This is a genomic window from Corallococcus sp. AB038B (genome assembly GCF_003668955.1).
Lineage (GTDB): Bacteria > Myxococcota > Myxococcia > Myxococcales > Myxococcaceae > Corallococcus > Corallococcus exiguus.
In genome coordinates this window covers 1-477 of sequence record NZ_RAWO01000070.1, presented here as the reverse complement: position 1 = coordinate 477, position 477 = coordinate 1, and the positions used below count along the sequence as shown (strand labels likewise).

At 63.9% G+C, this 477-nt stretch carries 1 pseudogene; it reads left to right on the top strand.

Features of this window, described 5'->3' with window-relative positions:
• Positions 1–159: 159 nt before the first annotated feature.
• Positions 160–477 (top strand): annotated as a pseudogene (locus D7Y04_RS42585) (sodium-translocating pyrophosphatase); the annotation flags it as partial.

Here is a 477-nt window from a genome sequence, read left to right as displayed (position 1 = left end):
ACTCTGCGCCGTGAAGGGCGAGGCTGAGCTGAAGCGCAGGCGCGCGGTGTCCCCGTTCGCAGGCGGCCAACCCCTCGACACCACTCCCTGTTTCCCATGGCACGCGGAGCACCCAATCCGCGCGCCTGGACTTGAGTCTCTGTGAGGAGTTGCACCCCCATGACACGCACTGTTCCACGGATGGACGCCCTGCGTAGGGGCGTCACTGGTGTCGCCGCCAGGGCCCTCGGGCTGCTGACGGTGTTCGCATCCAGCGTCGCCCACGCCAGTGAGGCGGACCTCGTTCTCCCTGACTTCGCCTCCAAGTCATTCTTTGGCGGCAGCATCAACGGACACCAACTGTTGCTCTCCGGCATCGCGGTCTGCGTGATCGGACTGGTGTTCGGTTTCATGCAGTACGCCTCGCTCAAGAACCTGCCCGTGCACCGGGCGATGCTCGAGATTTCCGAGCTCATCTATGAGACGTGCAAGACGTAC